Here is a 19,244-nt window from a genome sequence, read left to right on the forward strand (position 1 = left end):
GTCGGAACTTACCCGACAAGGCATTTGGCTACCTTGAGAGAGTCAGAGTTACTCCCGGCGTTTGCAGGCCCTTAGCCCAGTTGGACCCAGGTTTCAGGTACCTGTACTGGCCAGGATTCAGAAGCCGTTCACAAGCTTTCGCTCTTGCGGCTTCCTGTGTTTTTATTAAACAGTCGAGACCCCTTTGTCACTGCGACCTGCTCTCCTAACACAAGGCTAGAAGAACAGGCACCCCTTATACCAAAGGTACGGGGCTAATTTGCCGAGTTCCCTCGCATTAGTGTATACCCGACACGCCTTAGGTTTCTCGCCTAGGGACACCTGTGTCGGTTCTAGGTACGATCATACAGGATCCTTCATAGTGCGCTTTTCAGTGGCTCCAGGGATGAGCTGAACCTCCCTAAAACGGGTGGCTATTCCCATTTTCGTCCGGTTCTCGTCATTACGGCACTCCCCGGATGTATACGGTTAAACAAGGCGAAGACCTTGCTCAGCTTACCCCGAAACGTTAACACTATGCTTGCGTTACCGCGCGTACCTGCATGGTTCCGGAATTTTAGCCGGATTCCCTTTTTCGGCATAATCGGTTAAGTTATGCCTTAGGATCGACTTACCCCCGGCTGACGATCGTTGCCGGGGAACCCTTGCCCCTTCGGCGGAAAAGATTCTCACTTTTCTTTGCTGTTACTACCACCGGGATTCGCAATCCTAATCGGTCCACTGGACCTCACAGCCCAGCTTCTGCCCAACTAGGACGCCTTCCTACCAGCGCATCTTAAGATGCGTTCTGAGGTATCAGTAGCTGGCTTAGCCCCGTCAATTTTCGGGGCCGTCAGCCTCGGCGGGTGAGCTGTTACGCTATCTTTGAAGGATGGCTGCTTCTAAGCCTACCTCCCCGCTGTCTGAGGCTGACGACGCCCTTTGGTTTGACATTTAGCCAGCATTTGGGGACTTTAACCTCAGTCTGGGTTGTCCCCCTCTCGGTCGTGGAGCTTACCCCCACTAACCCGCTTCCCGAGGTCTACGGTGCGGGTGGATTCGTAGTTTGAAAGGAAAGTGGACCATTTCTGATCCTTGTTTCCCAATCAGTGCTCTACCCCACCAGCTGCCTCGCTCAGGACTGGGCTCAGGCCCACTTCGGAAGGAACTAGCTATCACCAGACTAGATTGGTCTTTAGCCCCTAGCCCCAGGTCTGGGGAACAAATTGCACGTCAGAACCCTTTCGGACCTCCACTAGGCTTTCGCCTAGCTTCATCCTGCCCAGGGCTAGATCGTCTGGTTTCTAGTATGTATAGTTATGACTTCAGGCCCTTTCAGACCCTGCACCTGACTCTTGCGAGCTGCGTGCTTGTTGGTTTCCCTTTGCTTACAAGTATTACCTTTTAGGCTTGCCATAGCTATAAACTCCCCGGCCCGTGTTTCGAGACGGAACGCATAACCCTGATCCACCTTCTTCGTACACCTATATCACTATAGTTTCCTTCAGAAGGCTTCTATTCTTCTGGGCCATGCACGTCTGTAACTGTCTGGTTTCAGGCACTTTTCACCCCCATTCCGGGGTACTTTTCAGTTTTCCGTCACCGTACTAGTGCGCTATCGGTCTTGAGGCGTATTTAGTCTTGGAAGTTGGTGACTTCCAACTTTCCACTCCGAAGCCACGGAGTGGTAGTCTGGGACTCTCACAACTCTTTTTGGTTTACGCTTAGGGGGCTGTCACCCTCTGTGGCGGGCCTTTTCAGGCCACTTCAGCTTTACCAACGAAGAGAACGTAAGGCCCTTAACCCTACATCTCCCATACATTTCTGTGTGGGATTCGGTTTGGACTGTTCCCATTTCGCTCGCTGCTACTAAGGGAATCCCTATTGGTTTCTTTTCCTCCCCCTACTAAGATGCTTCCGTTCGGGGGGTTCCCGCTCCATAAAGGAGCAACAACCTCGCGGTTGTTGAGAAGTCTCATTCAGGTATCCTCGGTTCTAAGGCTGCTTGCGCTTACCCGAGGCGGTATCGCGGCTTGCCGCGCCCTTCTTCGGCTCTCAAGCCGAGCCATCCTCCAGACAGCGTGGCATGTTACGGGCCAATGGTAGTATCTGTTTGGCGTTTGGTGAAACACACATTATTTCAATTAAGTGTTTTTGGCGTCGTTGTATATGCTTGACCTGTGCATGGTGTCATTTTAAGCGCCAGTAGCGCCTATTCACCGCTTCACCCCCCATCGTTTTCTGGTGGGGAGCTGCATCGTTTATTTGTGTAACCCATGTTACTGGGATTGCATATGAAGCATACCCGGCCAATATAAGTGTATCGCTACACTCCAACCGCGCTTGTCTTTATACCCCCTAAAGGGCATTTGACAACTACTTCAGCTGCATACACCATCAATTTCTTGAAGATGTACCCCGAAACGATCGGGAAACAATCTAAATTACACACGTTCAAATAAACCTGCCGCATCATACAGGACAGCCCAGACAACTTTTGCTCCAAATAGACCAAACAAGAAGTTGGAATTTAAGGCAGTTAAAGAAGCGAATTATCTAATTTCACCCCACTAAACCACACCCAAACACCACACAAACCACGATTTTAAGACCAACACCACATAAACAACCCAAACAATACACAGACAAACACAAAACACCCATACTAACCCGCCGCCACACATCTAAAAAACACAGATACACCAACACAACACACAAAAAAAATAGACAACTCACTGCACAAACCCACAACACCCAAGTTTCCACCCCAGATACACATCCGCCTGCACAAACACCACCAAAATAACCCTAAGAAGGCATCAGCACCAACTTTCACCATCAAAAAATACACCAACCACAAAAACATTGCCTTGTTAACCAGATACAAAAACAAACAAAAAAGCACACATCAAAACAACCAGCACACAAACAACCATAAACAGCACAAAACCCCGACCGCTAGAATTTACGCACACTACTTTCGTGCCAGGACCATGAAATAAAGCAGTAACTTTATTTGGGTAAAGTTTTATGTGTCTGTATAATCTGGGCATTTGGATGCCTCGATAGCTCAGCCCAGTAGAGCGGCTGCCTTGTAAGCAGCAGGCCGCGGGAGCAAGGCCCGCTCGAGGCTCCATCCTTTTAAATACAAACCCGCCCCATTTCAAGTGTTCAAACAAAAAAAACCAAACACCCACAGAGAAACCAATCTACGACTACAAACAACACCTCGCAAGACACCAACACAACATAAAACAACGCCAAGCTGAGAAATCACCCAACAATTTCTAAACCTAATTAAACGCGATATTTTGCTCGACACCATAGCCGACATTGTAGTTTAACCCTTTTTGAAGCGATCACCACCACAGCTCGCCCATCACACATAATGCAGGCAACATTGGTTCGGACAGGCCTTACTCGAAGAGATACTTGACAGATTGAATAATACTTGCGGCACAACATCAAAAAAGTTACAGAGTAAATTTAATATCGTATGATGAATATTTCAATTTATTCACACTAATAACGATTTAAATCATATAATGTGAGAAAAAATGAAACCTTCAAAAATCGTAATTGGGCTGATTGCAGTTAGTGCCATGTTGAGTTTAATTTTAGTTGGATATGGCATTATTATTGGCTTTGGTACACAAGATACAACGATAGAGAATACTACAGAAAATACTACTGAACAACCCACAATTCAAATTCTCTCTCCTCAAGAAAACACAACATACCAAACATACAATGTCCCGCTCAATATAGCAACAAAAAATGCAACAACAAAAGTCATCTACAACATAGGAAGATAGGCGAAAGCACTTCTTACGTTAAAAACACTACTTACACCGAAAATACAAAAATGATCGACAACCTCTACATAGGAGTGTATAACCTGACCGTTTACGCTTTTGATGCTGAAGAAAACATCATAGATCACAAAACCACCAGCTTCACCATAGATTATCCCAATCTAACCCAGCAAGAACTACAAGAAACCATCAACTACTTTAAAGACCAGGGATTAACAATCGAACCGGCACGCCACCAGCTAATTATTAAGGGTTCTGTGATTTTTGAAAGTAAAGAAGAGTTTGCAACTTTTGTAAAAACACATGGAATAACCACAATTCTAGAAATTGATGAACCGTCACCATATGTTTGGTTTTCCATCGAGGTATACAGTGATCTACTGCCATTACCAGACACATTTTCAGGCCTTGTCTCTATATATAATCATAGCCGCGGAACTACACCATGGCCAGCTACATATAGTTTCGCAGTCAAAATTATCTAATTTTTTTATCATCTTATTTTTTCTCCAAATGGTGATCAACAAGTATTCGCGATAATTAGAGAAAATATTTCATAAATTGTACGCAACATATCGATGCATAGCTCCGAGGGAACGCGCAGGGTCAGTCAAATAGGTGTGTTTACAGTCAAAATGGTTTTATTTTGTTATTCCTTTTCCACTACAGCCCTTTTAATTTGAACCTAAAAATCAATCGTGCTTTTAGAAACAGACTCTCCCAAACAGACAAACTTGTCAGAGCCGCCGCTTCTTCAAGGTTTAGTTGATCAATGTCGAAATTAAACCACAATTAGATTAGCACAATAATCGGCTAAGCAAGTCCTTAAGGGAATTTACGGATAACACAAAAAACCAAGTCCGCCCGTAGAGGAGCAAAAAGAGCCCGAAATCAACCACATACGGACAGCCAGCTCAAACTGGTCAGATGATGACATCTAATGAGGCAACACAGCAGACCCGCTCGAACGCCTAAACATATTTTAATCTGAAGTTTCTGGTTCTTCTTCGCCCTTTGATGCAAGCTTTGCCTTGATTGCTTTGGTGTCGGGCACCATAAGTTTGTATTTGCGGGCTTGGGTTGAGACGATTTCGTGTTCAAAGAGTTTTCGCAGACTACGGAAAACTTTTTTTGAAGGCTCTCCGCTTTTGTCAACAAGTTCTTGGAGAGTTAATTCTTTCCCTTCTGCTTGTAGTGTTGCAACGACTTTTTCGTCAGTCTTATTCAGTTTCACCTATACTACCTCAATGATAGTTTTGTTTCACTATAAGCGGCAACTGGGCATTTGTATTTTGCGGTAGTTCAGGTAGTTCAAGCGACCGATATAGGTCAAAGGCTGAGAAGAGTCATGTGAAATTACGGTTTTTCAGCTTAGCTTACAACAACTTAAACAGCAACTAAGTCACTACTGCACTCTGCAAGCAGAGGTATAAACGAGTTAATTTGTAGCTATACAGAAAGTTTACCTATAAGAACGCGATATCCGCTTTCTCGTGCTAATACCTCACAGTTTCCAAATGTGGTACAGAAAGTTTCGGGGAGAATTTTTGCGCCGATTTTACTTCGGATAACCATCTGGAAACTGCTACCAGGCACCATCACTTTTGGTGCGCCCTCTATGAGGGCTTTCACGATGTCCATACCTGCGCTAACGGGTGGATTAGAAAGTACGCAATCAAAAGTTAGGCCCAAGACGGGTTCATAGAGGTCTCCATGGCGCACTTCTGCATTATTGATATGATTAGTTTCTAGGTTTTTCCTTGCTAACCGTACCGCGCGCATATTTACATCTGTCATAACCACCTGTAGCTTAGGACTAGATGCGGCTGTGACTATACCTACAACACCGTATCCGCAACCGATGTCTAGCACAGAGCCTTTTGAGGGTAAAACCATGGCGTCGATAAGTACATGAGTACCTAGGTCGACTTTTTTTTTGGAAAAAACGCTTGCGGAGGTCATGAATTCAAAGTTACGGCCTCGAAGGGAAGCGCGAATTATACCAAAGCATTCGTTGCTCTTAGGCGCTGAAGAAAAATAGTGTTCTTGGGAGTTATTTTTCCTGCTCATCGCCGCCAGTCCCGGTTTTCCAAACCTTAGGGTAAACATTGCGCGGCATCAGCACTCGTGCCAAAGTCGCCACTGTCCCATGTCGCATATCCACTATGTCCTGTGTGGAAACCTCTGCGCGTCCAAGTGCTATGGCTTCACCTTTGAGGGTATATATGGCGATTACGTTGCCTTTTTCGATGCCGGTTGATACCTGTAGAACGCCTGGTGCGGTCAAACTGGCGCCATGGCAGAGGGCGTCAACGGCTGAGTCACGGACTATGATTTGGGGTAGTTGCATAAGTGCGGTTTCCATGGGTTCGATGAATTTGTGAAGATTTGCAGGGTCTTTGGTGCGTTCGTATTCACCAAACCAGTAGGCTACATCATGGAGAGTGACGCATTTGGGGCTGGTTTCTTGAAATGGTCCTGCGCGGGAGCGTCGGAGTTCTTGCATATGTCCGCCTACGCCTAGGATTTCGCCGATGTCATAGCAGAGTTTGCGGATGTAGGTTCCGCCTTCACAGCCGACTTTAAAGAGTACATGTCGACCGTTGTGTTCTAGGTAGTCAATGTAGTAGATGCGTCTTGTTCGTAGTTGACGTTTTACTGAGCTGCGCAATGGAGGGCGTTGATAAATTTCATCCTCAAAGAGACTTAGGACCTGTTTAATCTGAGGTTCGTCCACATCATCGTGGAGTTTGAGAACGCAAACGTATTCTTTGCCGCTGTAGAGTAATGCCTGTACCATCTTGGTAGCTTCCTCGAGGGTGACTGGTAAGACGCCGGTGACTTTGGGGTCAAGTGTGCCGCCATGTCCAATTGTTTGGAGTTTTAGGATTTTTTTTACCCATGCCGCAACTTCGTGGCTTGTTGGTCCTGCGGGTTTGTCGAGGTTTATGGTGCCGTATTTTATGTACTGTTCTGGTGGGCGTTCGCTGGGTTTGTAACCGTATTTGGGATCAGTGTGGTCTTCGGCTTTAGTTAAAAGCTCACGTTTGATTTCCCATGGCGGAGTCGTTTTAGGCATTCTGTTATTTTGCTCCTATACAAATGTAAGAAAAAGAAGTATGAGGTAATTAAAGGTTAAAACACAGGTTTAATCCTTCATGACATCAAGTTTGCCTTGGGCTTCTATTGCCTGGAATACTTCGTCATCAGATGCGCCCCGTGTGATATCGATTTTTTCTTCTATGGGCATGATGTGGCTTATGTTGACGCGTCTGCGTTTGACGCCAGTGAGTTTTTTGGGTCCGGTAACTAAGACGAAGCTTTTATCCATGACGTCTACGATGACGCATCGGGTACAGCATTCACGTCCAGCTTGTTTTATGCATATTCTGCCGACTTCAATGGCGGGCATATTTTTATTCTCCTTAAAAACAACTACTGCAAACGACAAATATAAGCATAACACAATTTGAGAGCACATCAAGTATCCAACAGCTAAACTGCACCAATTAACAGCAAAAATAGAGACCTATATGTTACAGGAATGTTTGAGTTTTTGTTTTTTGTAGGGTGATAGTGCAGAATTGCATTGGAAAATGGGGTTTAAAAATAATTTCAAGCAGAGATTTTGACGCTGGATTTCAGGGTATTAGGGTTGTGGTGATGTAAATGCTGTGTTTTTTAATCGGTGTTTTTGGAGATTTGTTTCTATGATGATGAGCAGATCGTCGGGTTTTATGGGTTTGAGCAGGTAGGCATCTACTTGGGGGTCTTGGTGGTTTGAGTCTATAGGCATTAGGCCGGTGAGTATGATTTTGACCATTTTGGTGGATTTTTGGGGCAGTTGTGTTATTAAATCGGTGCCCTGTATGTCGGGGAGACGCATGTCGATTAATGCGACGTCATAATTGTTGAAGTTGATTTTATTTAGGGCTTCTTTGCCTGTTTCGGCTGTGTCGGTTGCATAGCCTTTTCTTTTGAGGATTAGGCTAAACGTTCGGAGAATGGTCTTGTCATCGTCGACAATTAAGGCGGTCGGATTTTTTTGTTTTGAGGTAGCTATGGGTGATACAATATTTGCACACATTTTTTATCCACCTTCTCAATTGCGGGAGGTACGTTTGATCTGTGTTGTTTTTTGAGGGAATGCCGTGCGTTAGGGTAGTTTGGGGTTTAAAATATCCCGTTGGGTTGGGGTATTGTAGTGTTCTATGCTTGTAGCCGAATTTTTTTGCTGTTATTTGTAAATACTGCCATTGCATATATATTTTGCTACAGTCAGGCAATATTGCTCGAGTTAAGCAAAAAAAAGGGCCGATATACAGAATTATTATTAGTCAGCGGTTTAAAGCCTTAAATACATAAACAATAACCTTCTAATGGGCTGAATCTTGAGCTATCTAACGCCGCTAAGATCGGATTTAAAATTAAGTATACTCCTGAGTCTTCTGGAGGGTAAAAAGAAACTAGCAGATTTGGGGAAGGAAACTAAAACACGAGAAACCACAATTCTGCATGTTTTAAAAGAACTTGAGCAACTTGAGCTGACCACAAAATCCGGCGGCGTATATCAGCTAACTACGCTTGGAATTCTCGAAACACAAATCTGCAGAGGAAGTTATCAGTCCTTTGAGGTTCTTAAAAAATACAAAGAGTTCTGGTTAACTCATGATGTCGACGGTATACCGCCAACCTTAATGATGAAAATTGGAGATCTAGGCAATTCTGAGTTAGTTAAATCCACAAGTACTGCACTTCAAAAAGTCCATGAAACCTTTATAGAAATGTTACTTTCCTCAAGAGTTATTGCAGGGGTCTCGCCAATATTTCACTTAGATTTTATGAATGTAATTTTAGGAGTTCTTAGTCAGGGAGGTAACGTCATCTTAATCGTAAATACCGAAGTTTTAGAAGAGATTAAAAAAAGAGATCAACAAGGCGAATATACATCCAAATACATTGATGACGGAAGTCTTCAGATATATTTAAATAATAATATAAGAGTTGCTTTAACTGTAACCGAAAAAACTTGGTCATTCGGATTGTTCAACGCCACATCAGGAGAATACGATTATACCACAGATTTAATAGGGCATGGAGAGGAAGGTCTTGAGTGGGGGAACCAGTTGTTCAAAAAAGTACTCGCCGAGAGCACAAAAATGGGACAACTACAGCAAAAACTTGACAGTTAATATCAGAAAAGTAACACATTTTTTTGTTACATCCTCCCTGTTTCTGGCAATAAATAGTGCACTAATAGTTTACTTCAGCGCCAGCTTCTACGAAATTAAAGTGCCCCCGATAATTCTGCTACAAACATTTTTGACAACCATTGCAGTATATGGTCTAAACAAAGTAACCGACCAAACTGAAGATAACATTAACAAACCCGACCAAACTACAAAATTCCAAGCATACTTTATCATCCCTGCAACTATTTGCTACATCATCACACTCATAACAGGCATCATAGAGGGCCCTCTTTTCTTTCTGGTAACTTTAATTCCACTACTCATAGGGTTTGTTTACAGTGTAAAAATTTCCAAAACGCTACCCAGACTCAAAGAAATAACAGGCGTAAAGAGCATATCAGTTACGTTCAGCTGGGCATTTATATGCGCTGTTCTACCATCACTCATAGGTACAGTAGAACCAGTAAAAGTAGCGCTGGCCTTTGGATACATCTTCATTCAGATGTTTATAAATGTCACAATATTTGACATTATAGATATACCGGGCGATAAAGCGGCAAACACAAAAACAATACCGCAATTCCTTGGCAAAGAAAGAACAGCTTATTTTCTATTCATAGTTAACAGCATGTTGCTGATCTGGTTCAGCATCTGTTTTGTTTATGGCTTATTCATAAAATATTTACCGGTAACCGTTTTTGGGATGATCTACAGTTATGTGCTTATCTGGTATTTCACCAAAAATTCTGACAAACGGTTCTACGCCGAAGTTATTGTTGACGGCGAATGGATACCCATTGTAGCACTTTTGCTACTCATATCCTAATAACGCCCAGTTACTAGCGTAAACAAGGTTTTTATTGCCAAGAGCACACTTTAGCTTCAAGGTTGAATTTACATGGGTAAAGGGTCAGGTTATGGAAAAGTTATTTTGTTCGGTGAACACTTTGTGGTTCATGGTGTTCCCGGCATTGTTTCAGCTATCGATTCATCTACCGATGCCGAAGTTAAAAAATCAGCTAAACTAAACATCCGTGATGAACGTAAAACCTCCAAAGGTTATGGTGAAGAGAAGCGGCTCCAGCAAATCGAATCCATCGAACGTATGCTAAAAGCTATGCAACTAGAACCTAATCTGCCCCTTGACATCTGGATTGGCGGGTCACTACCAGGTTTTAGCGGCTTGGGAGCTTCAGCAGCTTCTAGCGTTGCTATCGCACGCGCCATAAACGAAGAGTTAGGACTAAACTTATCTAACGATAAAATTAACACCATCGCCTACGAGGGTGAAAAAGCCTACGCAGGCAACCCCAGTGGCATCGATAACACCGCAGCCACCTATGGCGGCTTGATGTGGTTTAAAAAAAATCCTACCGAGGGTCAAGACCTCGTCGAGAAAATTTACATGACCCGCCCTGTTGAGATCGTAATCGGAAGCACGGGTAAAACCGCTAACACTAAACTCATGGTAGAAGGTGTTGCTGAACGCAGAAAGAAAGATCCGAAAAAATATGATCCTCTCTTTAAACAGGCTGAGAATTTAGCAGTTGCGGGACGTAAAGCGCTAGAAGCGGGTGATCTTAGGAAAGTTGGAGAACTCATGAACGCAAATCACCAGATTCTCCAAGAAATAGGCGTCTCATGTAAAGAACTAGATCTTCTTGTTGATATGGCACGCAAACAAGGTGCATTTGGTGCAAAACTTACCGGTGGCGGAGGGGGAGGCTGTATGGTTGCCTTGACTCCGGGTAAAGAAGTTCAAGGTAAAGTTGCCTCAGCGTTTAAAACCGCAGGTTACGAGTTTTTGGCAACAAAGATTGGCGTTCAAACCTAGTTCGCCAAAGTTATCTTATTTTTATATTTTCATTTTTTGGTTTGTAGTCAAGAAAAGGAAGGGAATTTGGCGATTGCTTTTTAAGATGTGATAGCTAAATGGACTGAGGCGAAGCAAATGGGTCTAAGAAGCTTTATTGAGGAATTAAAAAGAACAGGCGAATTAACTACAATCACAAAACCTGTCTCTGTTGAGTATGAGATAGCAGGTATTATCGAGGCATTAGGCGAGCGGCCAGTTTTTTTTGAGAACATTAAAGAATCTACGGTGCCGGTGGTGGCGGGGTTGGTTTCCTCTAAAGAATTGATTTGCCGCAACATGGGCATCACCAAAGAGCAGCTCTTGCCCAAACTATTAGAAGCCATCGAGCATCCTGTTGCGCCTAAATTGGTTACAAATGCCCCCTGTCAAGAAGTTATCGAATCCGATGTAGATCTAACCAAGCTACCTATCATGCGCTACACTGACAAAGATGGAGGCAGATACATCGCCTCAGCGGTATCGATCATCAAAGATCTCCAAACCGGTGTCCGAAACATGTGTTTCCATCGGCTCATGCTTAAAGACAAAAATCATCTAGTGGTGCGTATTGTTGAGAATCGGGGCACCGATACTGCACTAACAAAAGCCGGCGGAGAGCTAGATGTGGCAATATGCATTGGTAACTCTATGTCTGTTTTGCTCTCGGCCGCAACTTCACTATCAATGGGCACTGATGAGCTAGGCATGGCAAACGTATTAGAAAAAACGGACTTGGTGAAATGTAAAACGGTTGATTTGGAAGTACCAGCAGACGCCGAATATGTGTTGGAAGGCAGAATCACCAAAGAGAAAACCACCGAGGGACCGTTTTTGGATCTAACAGGTATTGTGGATTGCACCCGCCAGCAACCCATCATCGAAATTAAATGCATAACCCACCGCGCAAACCCCATCTATCAAACCATCCTAGCAGGCAGAAATGAACACAAATTCCTCATGGGCATGCCCAAAGAACCCACCATCTACAAAGAAGTAGGAAAAATCTGCCAAGTCAAAGACGTCTACATCACCCCCGGAGGATGCAGCTGGCTCCACGCCATTGTTCAAATCAAAAAACAAACCCCCCAAGACGGACAAAACGCCATAGAATCCGCCTTTAAAGGGCATGGCTCATTAAAACACTGCATCGTTGTCGATGAAGATATAGACATCTACAACTCTCATGATGTGGAATGGGCAATCGCTACCCGCTTCCAAGCCGACAAAAACACAATCATCCTCAACAATCAACCTGGCTCATCACTTGATCCATCGGGAGATCTGTCAGAGGGCAAAAAGGCAACAACCGCCAAAGCAGGTCTAGATGCCACAGCACCTCTGGTCTCAACAGGTAAAGGCTTTAGTAAAGTAGAGTACATCAAAGTGGATCTAAACAAATACCTCTGAGGGATTAGTAGATGGAATTAACTAAACAAGAACAATCAATGCTTGATGGCAAAGAAGGATATGCCGTCCGCAAAAGCATGGAGATCTTGGTTGCCCTAGGCGAGATTTTTGGCGCCAAAAATCTCATCGATGTGGGAAGTGTACAAGTAGCAGGCGTATCCTACCACAACTTGGGCGATGCTGGACTAGAGTTTCTCAATTCATTAGCAGAGGATGGTAGAGTCAAAGTGCTAACTACCCTCAACCCTGCTGGTATGGACTTGGAGAACTGGCAACAATTAGGCATTGAGCCTGATTTTGCAGAAAAACAAAACTTAGTCATCGATGCCTTCCAGCGAATGGGTATTCTGGTAAGCTGTACCTGCACCCCCTACTTAATTGGTAACCTTCCCATCTATGGCGAACACCTTGCATGGTCAGAGAGTAGCGCTGTCACGTTTGCTAACTCGGTTTTAGGTGCCAAAACCAACCGGGAAGGTGGCCCATCGGCTTTGGCAACCGCATTTGTGGGCAAAACCCCTTGCTATGGCCTACATTTAGAGGAGAACCGAATAGCAGATATCCATGTCAAGGTAAACGCCGAGTTGGACAAACTCTCGGACTGGGGCGCTCTGGGCTATGCAATAGGTAAAAAAGCTGAAAACAAAATCCCCTACATCACAAACATCAAAAACGCCCAACTAGATGAACTTAAAAGCTTCTGCGCTTCCAGCGTAACTTATGGAACTAAACCGCTTTTCTACATAAAGGGCATAACTCCGGGTGCAGAACTCCAAAAACAGCCAGATCAAACCGTAACCATCGAACATACAGACATCAAAAACGCCTATGACAACATCAACGATGATGTTTCAGACATTGACTTTGTTTGTGTTGGTTGTCCGCATTGCAGTATAAAAGAAATCCAAGAAATTGCAGAATTACTCAAAGATAAAAAAGTAAAAGAGGGCACTGAACTCTGGGTTGCAACCTCGCGAACGGTAAAACAACTATCGGATAAACGCGGCTACACAGCAACTATAGAGGCCGCAGGCGGCAAATTTGCATGCGACACCTGTATGGCAGTCGCACCTCTCAAAGGCAGATTTAAAGCCTTGGCAACAACATCAGCGAAGGGTTGTTTCTATTCACGACAGAATCTAATGAAAACCAAGATGGGCAGTATGAAAGAATGTATTAATGCAGCGGTGAGTGGAAAATGGAATTAAAAGGCAGAATAATCTACAAAGGCAAAATCCAAGGTCAAGCACTTGTCACTTCAATGCCAATTAGCTTCTATGGCGGCGTTGACCCCAACACAGGTATAGTACTTGAAAAAGGCCATGAACTCCAAGGCCAAAGCCTCAAAGATAAAATTCTCGTATTTCCTCAGGGCAAAGGTAGCACTGTTGGCAGCTACACACTCTACCGCATGAAAAAAAACGGTACAGCACCATCCGCTCTGATAAATAAAGAAACCGAAACTATCATCGCCGTCGGAGCAATCATAAGCGAAATCCCCTGCATAGATAAAATAGATATTACAAAGTTTAAAACAGGCGACAAAGTAACCGTAGAAAACGACACAGCCATCATCACCTAAAATTTCTGAACAGCAAGCAATGGAACAGATCAGGGACTTGGAACAACAAAAAACAACAGTGCAAAGTAGGGTTGGATTGCAGTGGTAATTGAAAACTGTAAAAGCGTTGGAACGCATGGAAGCGACGTAAGGTAGCGTAAACACAGCTGCTGATACACAATTAGCCAATTAACAAATGATAGCTATTTTGATGCAGAATCAAAATCAGTATAAGAATCAGACGGCACAAATTAACGATCTAAGAGCTCAAATAGACGCATTAAACCGTGGTTTAGCTACTGCAAATAAAAATATTGATGTCTTAAAGAAAATCGCAAACTTGGAGACAAAAGCCATCATCTACAACAAAACATTGATTCAAAATGCAGGCGATAGAAACAACATTTTCCACGAATCAATAGATTATGCAGGCTACATCCCCTTGTTCAGATGTGACTGGCAGATTGGCTTAGTTGTTTTGTAGGCTTGTACTTTGCTTTATAGGATTTGTCGACAAAACATTTGTGCCATCATCAGGTGAATTTACTGTGAGTTATCTTCTTTTTTTGTTTGTTGATTGATTTTTAATCCGTTGGCGTCTAAGATTGCCCTGTAATAAAAGCGAGCGACTGTAACGTTAAATTAGCAGAACATAGATACAGATAATCAGGTACGATGTGCGATGAACGACGCAAACCCAATCATACTTAAACTCGGTGGTTCAGCCATCACTGACAAAACAGCTGAGGCAACCCCTAGAACAGAAATCATAAATCAGCTTGCAGAGGAAATTAAGCGTGCAGACCTTGACAATCTTATTGTGGTTCATGGGGGCGGAAGCTTTGGTCACCCAGCAGCAGCCAAGTACGCCATCAAAGACGGCTACAAAGAAGATCCTACCCAACGGTTTGGTTTTGCAGAAACCCATCACATGATGACAGTGCTCAATGGGTTGGTTATGGATTCGTTAATTTGGCATGAAATCCCTGCACTAAGTATTGCGCCTTCATCGTGTTTTATTACAGAGAACGGCAAAGTTAAGGCCTTTGATGATACTGTATTTAGAGCCATGTCAAAAATAATCTATACCCCGGTGCTCTATGGGGATGTCGTCTTTGATGACAAGATGGGTTTCACTATTTTAAGTGGTGATCAGTTGGTGGCTTATTTGGCACTCAAATACAAGGCTAAAAAAATTGTTATTGGGGTAGATACGGATGGTCTTTTTGATAGTGATCCAAAAACTAATCCTGATGCTAAGCCCTATAAAGCACTCAACTTGAAAGAACTTAAAGAGCTTCAGCCTAAGCTAGGTAAGGCTCAAGGTACAGATGTTACTGGTGGTATGGCAGGTAAGATTGCGGAGCTTATTCCAGCAGTTGAAGCGGGAATTCACATAACCGTCACTGGGGCGACAAAAAGGTTATCTATCTATAGAGCCTTAACAGACCAGAGTGTTTTGGGCACTGAAATAGAGTAGGCGTAAAATGGCAGAAGAAACGGGTAAGCGTAAAGTCGATCATATTCGTATATGTCTTGATGAGAAAGCGCAAGCTAAAAAAGCAACAACCGGCTTTGAAGATTTGCAGTTTATCCATCGCGCTTTACCCGAAATTGACAAAGCCCAAATTGATCTTCAAACTACCTTTTTAGGTAAAAAGTTTAACGCCCCGCTAATTGTGGGTGCCATGACAGGCGGAACAGAAGAAGCAACAAAAATTAACAGCTCTATAGCTGAAGCCGTTGAAAATCTTGGATTGGGCATGGGATTGGGAAGTCAACGGGCAGCTGTTGAGAGCAAGAGCCTTGAAAAAACTTACCGTGTTGCCCGTGATAAAGCACCGCATGCATTTTTAATTGCCAACATTGGCGGAGTGCAACTTGTCCATGGATATGGTATACGAGAAGTTAGAAAAACTATCGAGATGATTGATGCGGATGCCGTTGCGATTCACTTAAACGCGCTCCAAGAAATTATTCAGCCCGAGGGACAAACTAACTTTAAGGGTATGGTTGCAAAGATTGCAGAAATTGCCGGTGCAATTGATCAGCCTGTTATCGTTAAAGAGACAGGTGCAGGCATTTGTGCAGAAGACGCCAAAGTTCTCGAATACGCCGGTGTTAAAGCCATCGATGTTGGGGGGGCGGGCGGAACCAGCTTTGCCGCTGTTGAATACTACCGTGCAAACCCCAATTGCGGTGTTCAGCATTATTTGGGCAATACCCTCTGGGACTGGGGCATACCCACTGCAATAAGTTTAATCGAGACCGCACAAAGCGTTAAGATACCCCTGATTGCCGCAGGCGGAATACGAAGCGGCACTGACATAGCTAAAGCCCTCGCAGTAGGCGCCAGTTTGAGCAGTATCGTTCAACCGATTCTCCAAACCGCCATAGAGGGCACCAAAGAAACCGAGCAAAAACTTCAAGGTCTAATTGAAGAGTTACGCAGTGTCATGTTCCTAACGGGGGCTCAAACAGTTACAGATTTATCCAAAAAACCGGTTGTGATTATGGGTAAAACCGCACAGTGGCTTACCGCTCGCGGCTTAAGCCTACAGAAATACGCTAAACAAGGAGCAGACCACATTGGACATTGAAAAATTTCTCGAACAAACCGCACCCCAAATCGATAAAGCCATCGAAAAATACATACCAAGAAAAATCAGCAAAGACGCCGCGCTTTTCAGGGTTAACCCGCCCCGATACAGTTACAACCTTGAACCCCTAAACAAAGCCATTTCTGATCCCGTTTGGGACATACTTGACCGAGGAGGAAAACGGTGGCGCCCCGCTTTGTTTCTGCTTATTTGTGAAGCTTTGGACAATAAGGCAGATTGTTTAGAGTTTGCAATCATTCCCGAAGTTATCCACAACGGCACCTTGGTTATCGATGATATAGAGGATTCCTCAGATGTGCGAAGGGGAAAGCCATGCTTGCACAAAACTTTTGGTGTTGATATAGCGGTCAACGCGGGAAACGCGGTGTATTATTTGCCGCTTTTATCGTTGATGCTACATAGAGAAACCTTTTCAGCTGAGATGCAACGTGATGTGTATGAGGTGTATGTGCAAGAGATGATTAACCTTAGCATGGGACAAGCTATGGATATCGCATGGCATCGGGGCATAGCAAATGCTGACATCTTGAGTGAGCAGGATTATCTACAGATGTGCGCTTACAAAACAGGCACACTAGCGCGAATGGCAGCCAAGATGGCAGCTGTTCTATCAGGAGCAAACAAAGAACTTACTGAAAAACTGGGTTGTTTAGCTGAATGTATTGGAATTGCCTTCCAGATGCAAGATGACATCTTGGATTTGACTGGCGAAGAGTTTGCTAAGAGTAAGGGCTGTATTGGGGGAGATATCACAGAGGGCAAACGTTCCCTGCTGGTTATATGTGCACTCCAAAAAGCAAATGCAGACGACAAAGTGCGACTCCTAGAAATTTTGGGTATGCACACAACTGATCAGAATCTGCGCAACGAAGCCATTGCTATCATCAAAAAATATGGTGCCTTTGAGCATGTCAAAACCCTCGCAGAGCAGATGTTAATAGAGAGCTGGAGTGAGGTAGACAGACTACTTCCAACGCCCCAGGCTAAGGAAAAATTAAAAGCATTCGCTGAATTCTTGATTAGGCGCAATAAGTAAAGACGGGCGTACTGAATTTGGCACTTGAAAATGATACGGAATTACGGGAATTTATTCGTAGAGCCGCATTGCTAAACGCGGTGGGACATGATGGAAAAGCTCAGGCAGGCGCATTAGTCGGCAAAGTTTTAGGTGAAAAGGCTCAATACCGTAGCCAAATCAAGGAGCTCTCAGGAGTCATTAATACTGTTGTAGCCGAAGTTAACAGTTTAGCGCTTTCTGAGCAGAAAGCAATTGTGGAGAAGAACTGGCCGGAGACACAGAAAAAACCTGAAGTTGAAGAGAAAAAGTTAACGCCTCTGCCAGATGCAGACAAATATAGCGTTATAACGACTCGTTTTTCGCCTAATCCGGATTGTGTACTTCACTTGGGTTCAGCCAGAGCGATAGTGTTGAGCCATGAGTATGCACGCCTATACAAGGGTAAGTTTATTCTGCGTTTTGAAGACACCGATCCTAAAACCAAAAAGCCTCAACTTGAATTCTATCAAAGCATCCGACAAGACCTAAAATGGCTGGGATGCAGTTGGGACGAAGAATACATCCAAAGCGATCGCCTTGAGATTTATTATGATATTGTTGGAAAAATGGTCAGCGATGGCAACGCCTATGTTTGCGAATGCACACCTGAGGCGTTTAGGGAGAAAACCGTAGGCAAAGAAGCCTGTCCATGCCGCGATGTGCCACCCAGTGATCAGTTGCAGAGATGGCAAAAAATGCTCGCTGGCACCTATCAGGAAGGCGAAGCAGTGGTCCGCGTCAAAACCGAGCTGGATCATCCCAATCCTGCAATCCGTGATTGGCCGGCCCTGCGCATTATAGACACCAAAAAGTATCCGCATCCCCGTGTGGGAAGCAAATATCATCTCTGGCCGCTCTACAATCTTGCTGCGGGTATTGATGATCATCTTATGGGCATGACCCATATTATCCGGGGTAAAGAACACTACACCAACATGGTTCGTCAAAAATACATGTATCAGCATCTGGGCTGGGAGTACCCCCAAGCAATCCATTATGGGCGATTAAAAATTACAGGTGCCGCTTTATCAAAATCCAAGATTGTTGCAGGTATAAATGAGGGTGATTATGCAGATTTTGATGACCCACGGTTGGGCACTTTTGCAGCACTCAAAAAACGAGGTATTCAACCTGAAGCGATCAAGAAAATGATTATTGAGGTGGGTGTTAAACCCAACGATGTCACCTTGAGCTGGGAGACGCTCTATGCGCATAATCGGAAAATTCTTGATTCTACAAGCAACCGTTACTTCTTTGTTGCAGACCCAGTTGAACTCAAAGTTGTTGGACTACCCAAAGCATTTGATGCAAAGTTGCCACTACATCCAGAACATCCTGAACGGGGTGTGCGAGAATACGCCATAAAACCCGAAGGTGACAACGCAACGGCGAGGTTTTGGATAAGTAAAAAGGATGCTGAAGCGATGCAAACAAATCAGACGATACGGCTTATGGAGCTCTTCAATATTGAAATTAACGCAAAAACAGCCAACAGCATAACTGCGTCATATGTCAGCGAATCCTATGAGGAAATACGCAAACTCAAAGCGCAACTTATTCAGTGGATACCTATGGGCGCAGAATATCCAGCACAGGTTATTCAGCAGGATGCTTCAGTAATAGAGGGTTTTGCAGAGTTTGCATGCAAAAAGTTAAAGCCAGACGACATCATACAGTTTGAACGCTATGGCTTTGTGAGAATCAACGAAGCCGGCGAAAAACTAATCGTATACTATGCCCAGAAATAGGTGAGAGAA

General features: G+C 44.0%; 18 protein-coding genes, 1 tRNA gene and 1 rRNA gene. 14 read left to right on the forward strand and 6 right to left on the reverse strand.

The features are described from left to right. Nucleotides 1-2,076 (reverse strand): 23S ribosomal RNA (locus tag FWF39_RS06790); the annotation flags it as partial. Between the two features lie 962 nt (nt 2,077-3,038). Here FWF39_RS06790 and FWF39_RS06795 point away from each other — a divergent pair. The 3 genes from FWF39_RS06795 (at nt 3,039) to FWF39_RS06805 (ending at nt 4,279) form a co-directional block, all read left to right on the forward strand. Then, nucleotides 3,039-3,115, forward strand: a tRNA-Thr gene (locus tag FWF39_RS06795). A gap of 421 nt (nt 3,116-3,536) precedes the next feature. Next, complete coding sequence (locus tag FWF39_RS06800; RefSeq protein WP_343382688.1) at nt 3,537-3,794, forward strand: hypothetical protein; 258 nt, start codon at nt 3,537-3,539, stop codon at nt 3,792-3,794. 50 nt (nt 3,795-3,844) lie between these two features. After that, entirely contained in the window at nt 3,845-4,279 is a 435-nt protein-coding gene (locus FWF39_RS06805) for a hypothetical protein (RefSeq protein ID WP_343382689.1), read from the forward strand. 497 nt (nt 4,280-4,776) lie between these two features. Here the strand turns inward: FWF39_RS06805 and FWF39_RS06810 are convergent, their stop codons facing one another. The 5 genes from FWF39_RS06810 to FWF39_RS06830 form a co-directional block, all read right to left on the reverse strand. Next, a complete protein-coding gene (locus FWF39_RS06810; protein WP_343382690.1) occupies nt 4,777-5,028 on the reverse strand; it encodes a hypothetical protein in 252 nt (83 codons plus the stop codon). Between the two features lie 215 nt (nt 5,029-5,243). Continuing rightward, entirely contained in the window at nt 5,244-5,864 is a 621-nt protein-coding gene (locus FWF39_RS06815) for a methyltransferase (RefSeq protein ID WP_343382691.1), read from the reverse strand. Further along, nucleotides 5,848-6,873 (reverse strand): RNA-guided pseudouridylation complex pseudouridine synthase subunit Cbf5, encoded by a 1,026-nt coding sequence (locus FWF39_RS06820; RefSeq protein WP_343382692.1) that lies wholly within the window; start codon nt 6,871-6,873, stop codon nt 5,848-5,850. Before FWF39_RS06820 ends, FWF39_RS06815 begins: the two co-directional genes overlap by 17 nt. 69 nt (nt 6,874-6,942) lie before the next feature. Further along, nucleotides 6,943-7,206: a 50S ribosomal protein L14e gene (locus tag FWF39_RS06825; protein WP_343382693.1), complete on the reverse strand. Its 264-nt coding sequence runs from the start codon at nt 7,204-7,206 to the stop codon at nt 6,943-6,945. Nucleotides 7,207-7,443: 237 nt separating this feature from the next. Next, nucleotides 7,444-7,881 carry a response regulator gene (locus FWF39_RS06830; RefSeq protein ID WP_343382694.1) on the reverse strand — a complete coding sequence of 146 codons (438 nt, stop codon included), beginning with the start codon at nt 7,879-7,881 and terminating at the stop codon, nt 7,444-7,446. 304 nt (nt 7,882-8,185) lie between these two features. Between FWF39_RS06830 and FWF39_RS06835 the strand changes: the two genes are divergently transcribed. The 11 genes from FWF39_RS06835 to FWF39_RS06885 all read left to right on the forward strand — a co-directional run bounded on the left by FWF39_RS06835 (nt 8,186) and on the right by FWF39_RS06885 (nt 19,235). Next, nucleotides 8,186-8,986 carry a transcriptional regulator FilR1 domain-containing protein gene (locus FWF39_RS06835; protein ID WP_343382695.1) on the forward strand — a complete coding sequence of 267 codons (801 nt, stop codon included), beginning with the start codon at nt 8,186-8,188 and terminating at the stop codon, nt 8,984-8,986. Then, the gene (locus FWF39_RS06840) at nt 8,976-9,812 is read left to right on the forward strand and encodes a UbiA family prenyltransferase (protein WP_343382696.1); all 837 of its coding nucleotides are present in this window, start codon (nt 8,976-8,978) and stop codon (nt 9,810-9,812) included. The genes FWF39_RS06835 and FWF39_RS06840 overlap by 11 nt, the downstream gene beginning before the upstream one ends. A 72-nt stretch (nt 9,813-9,884) precedes the next feature. Next, a complete protein-coding gene (gene mvk, locus FWF39_RS06845; protein ID WP_343382697.1) occupies nt 9,885-10,820 on the forward strand; it encodes a mevalonate kinase in 936 nt (311 codons plus the stop codon). A gap of 117 nt (nt 10,821-10,937) precedes the next feature. Further along, the gene (locus tag FWF39_RS06850; protein ID WP_343382698.1) at nt 10,938-12,248 is read left to right on the forward strand and encodes a UbiD family decarboxylase; all 1,311 of its coding nucleotides are present in this window, start codon (nt 10,938-10,940) and stop codon (nt 12,246-12,248) included. Nucleotides 12,249-12,259: 11 nt separating this feature from the next. Next, nucleotides 12,260-13,456 (forward strand): aconitase X catalytic domain-containing protein, encoded by a 1,197-nt coding sequence (locus FWF39_RS06855; RefSeq protein ID WP_343382699.1) that lies wholly within the window; start codon nt 12,260-12,262, stop codon nt 13,454-13,456. After that, the gene (locus FWF39_RS06860; protein ID WP_343382700.1) at nt 13,447-13,830 is read left to right on the forward strand and encodes a DUF126 domain-containing protein; all 384 of its coding nucleotides are present in this window, start codon (nt 13,447-13,449) and stop codon (nt 13,828-13,830) included. Before FWF39_RS06855 ends, FWF39_RS06860 begins: the two co-directional genes overlap by 10 nt. A 190-nt stretch (nt 13,831-14,020) precedes the next feature. Further along, on the forward strand, nt 14,021-14,293 hold the full coding sequence (locus FWF39_RS06865; RefSeq protein WP_343382701.1) for a hypothetical protein: 273 nt from the start codon (nt 14,021-14,023) through the stop codon (nt 14,291-14,293). A gap of 198 nt (nt 14,294-14,491) precedes the next feature. Further along, the gene (locus FWF39_RS06870) at nt 14,492-15,289 is read left to right on the forward strand and encodes an isopentenyl phosphate kinase (RefSeq protein WP_343382702.1); all 798 of its coding nucleotides are present in this window, start codon (nt 14,492-14,494) and stop codon (nt 15,287-15,289) included. 7 nt (nt 15,290-15,296) lie between these two features. Then, nucleotides 15,297-16,409, forward strand: a complete 1,113-nt coding sequence (gene fni, locus FWF39_RS06875) for a type 2 isopentenyl-diphosphate Delta-isomerase (protein WP_343382703.1) — start codon at nt 15,297-15,299, stop codon at nt 16,407-16,409. Then, on the forward strand, nt 16,399-17,466 hold the full coding sequence (locus FWF39_RS06880) for a polyprenyl synthetase family protein (protein ID WP_343382704.1): 1,068 nt from the start codon (nt 16,399-16,401) through the stop codon (nt 17,464-17,466). Before fni ends, FWF39_RS06880 begins: the two co-directional genes overlap by 11 nt. A 17-nt stretch (nt 17,467-17,483) precedes the next feature. Next, nucleotides 17,484-19,235 (forward strand): glutamate--tRNA ligase, encoded by a 1,752-nt coding sequence (locus FWF39_RS06885; RefSeq protein ID WP_343382705.1) that lies wholly within the window; start codon nt 17,484-17,486, stop codon nt 19,233-19,235. Nucleotides 19,236-19,244: the final 9 nt, after the last annotated feature.

It is taken from the genome of Candidatus Bathycorpusculum sp. (assembly GCF_009778815.1).
Taxonomy (GTDB): Archaea; Thermoproteota; Bathyarchaeia; order Bathyarchaeales; family Bathycorpusculaceae; genus Bathycorpusculum; species Bathycorpusculum hydrogenotrophicum.